Here is a 1,682-nt window from a genome sequence, read left to right as displayed (position 1 = left end):
GCGGCCGGCCGCGGGGGGCGGGAGCGCCGCCGTCCCCGCGGTTCAGGGCGGGTCCCCGTAGCGGGCGGCCAGCGCGGCGGCACGCTCGCGCAGGGAGGCGCGCAACGACTGCGGGGACAGGGCCTCCGCGTCCGTACCGAGCTGCCACAGCGCCCATTCGGCGTGCCGGGCGTCCTGGAAGGTCACCTCCAGCCGCAGCCGGCCGTCCGCGTCGGGTTCCTCCGCGCGGACGGCCACCACGGTGCCCAGCAGTTCCTCCCGCCGTGCCGGGTCCACCCGTACCAGCACGGTGATGTGGTGGTCGGACAGGAACCGCGCGGAGCGTTCCCGCCAGATCCGGTCCAGGTCGACCCGGCCGGGCCGCTGTGCCGGTTCGGGGAGTTCCTCGGCGGCCAGCATCCGCGACAGCCGGTAGGTGCGGTCCGCGCCCGCTCTCGTGGCCAGCAGGTAGCCCCGGTCGCGTACGGTGACCAGCCCGATCGGGTCCACCGTGCGCCACTGCGGGGGCCGGTTCGTGGCCGCGTAGTGGATGCGCAGCTTGTGTCCGGCGAGCACCGCGCGCCTGACCTCGATCATCGTGGTGCGGGGTATCTCCTCGGCGGCCTGCCGGCGTGAGAGCAGGTCGGTCTCCGGGTCGACGAGGAACCGCCGGGCCGCGTCGCTCGCGGAGGCCCGGTGGCTCTCGGGCAGCGCGTCGACCACCTTCCGCATGGCCGAGGCGAGCGCCGAGCCGAGGCCGAACACCTGCTCGCCGCGCCCCGATCCGGCGGTCAGCAGGGCGAGGGCCTCGTCGTGGTTCAGCCCGGTGAGCTCGGTCCGGAAACCGGGTGCCAGCGCGAAACCGCCGTGCCTGCCGCGTTCGGCGTAGACCGGGACGCCGGCCGCGGACAGCGCCTCGATGTCGCGCAGCACGGTACGGGTGGACACCTCCAGCTCGCGGGCGAGGGTGTCCGCCGTCAGCCGGCCGCGCTGACGCAGCAGCAGCACCAGCGAGACCAACCGGTCGGCGCGCATGCGGGAACTTTATCGGAATACATGACAGAGGGTGTCGTGATGGGTTGGGAAGCTCGTCACCGCGACGTCGGGGCCGGTGACCACCGGGCCGACGGACGTCCGTACTTCTTGTGATCCTGATGCGAACGGAGCTGACGTGGCGATGGAACGAACGGCGGTCAACCCGGTGACGTGGTCGGTGGAGATGGGGTTCAACCAGGGCGAGGTCGTCTCCGGGCACACCCGGACCCTGTACGTCTCGGGGCAGACCGCGACGGGCGCCGACGGCAGGCCCCGGCACGAGGGCGACATGGCGGCGCAGTTGGCGCTGAGCATCGACAACGTGGAGGCCGTGCTCGGCGAGGCCGGCATGTCCCTCGCGAACCTCGTCCGGCTCAACGTCTACACCACCGACGTCGACCTGCTGTTCCCTCACTACGGCGTGCTGGCCGCGCGGTTGGGCGCCGCCGGGGTGGCACCGGTCACCACGATGCTCGGGGTGACCCGGCTGGCGATCCCCGGCCAGCTGGTCGAGCTGGAGGGGACCGCCGTCGCGTGACGTCCACGGCGGACGGGCCGCCCGCGGGGGGCGGCCCGTCCGCCGGAGTACCGGGCCGGGCCGGGCCTTCGCGTCCGGCCTCTGTGCGGACGCGCACGACCCCAGCGCGGTGAGCGGCCGGCCGGGACTG

The 1,682-nt window shown here is 74.0% G+C and carries 2 protein-coding genes; one reads left to right on the top strand and one right to left on the bottom strand.

Annotation, left to right across the window (positions count from 1 at the left end):
* Positions 1–42 precede the first annotated feature (42 nt).
* Positions 43–1,014, bottom strand: a complete 972-nt coding sequence (locus B7767_RS33410) for a YafY family protein (protein ID WP_085575380.1) — start codon at positions 1,012–1,014, stop codon at positions 43–45.
* Positions 1,015–1,156: 142 nt separating this feature from the next.
* Here B7767_RS33410 and B7767_RS33405 point away from each other — a divergent pair, with 142 nt between their 5' ends.
* The gene (locus B7767_RS33405) at positions 1,157–1,552 is read left to right on the top strand and encodes a RidA family protein (protein ID WP_085575379.1); all 396 of its coding nucleotides are present in this window, start codon (positions 1,157–1,159) and stop codon (positions 1,550–1,552) included.
* Positions 1,553–1,682: the final 130 nt, after the last annotated feature.

It is taken from the genome of Streptomyces sp. 13-12-16 (assembly GCF_002114215.1).
In the GTDB taxonomy this organism is placed as follows: domain Bacteria; phylum Actinomycetota; class Actinomycetes; order Streptomycetales; family Streptomycetaceae; genus Streptomyces.
Note: the sequence above shows the minus strand (reverse complement) of the source record. Positions and strands in the feature narration are given on the sequence as shown.

Excerpts from the sequence above, each read along its gene's own strand:
- B7767_RS33410 (WP_085575380.1), bottom strand. The coding sequence starts at position 1,014 with ATGCGCGCCGACCGGTTGGTCTCGCTGGTGCTGCTGCTGCGTCAGCGC.
- B7767_RS33405 (WP_085575379.1), top strand. The coding sequence starts at position 1,157 with ATGGAACGAACGGCGGTCAACCCGGTGACGTGGTCGGTGGAGATGGGG.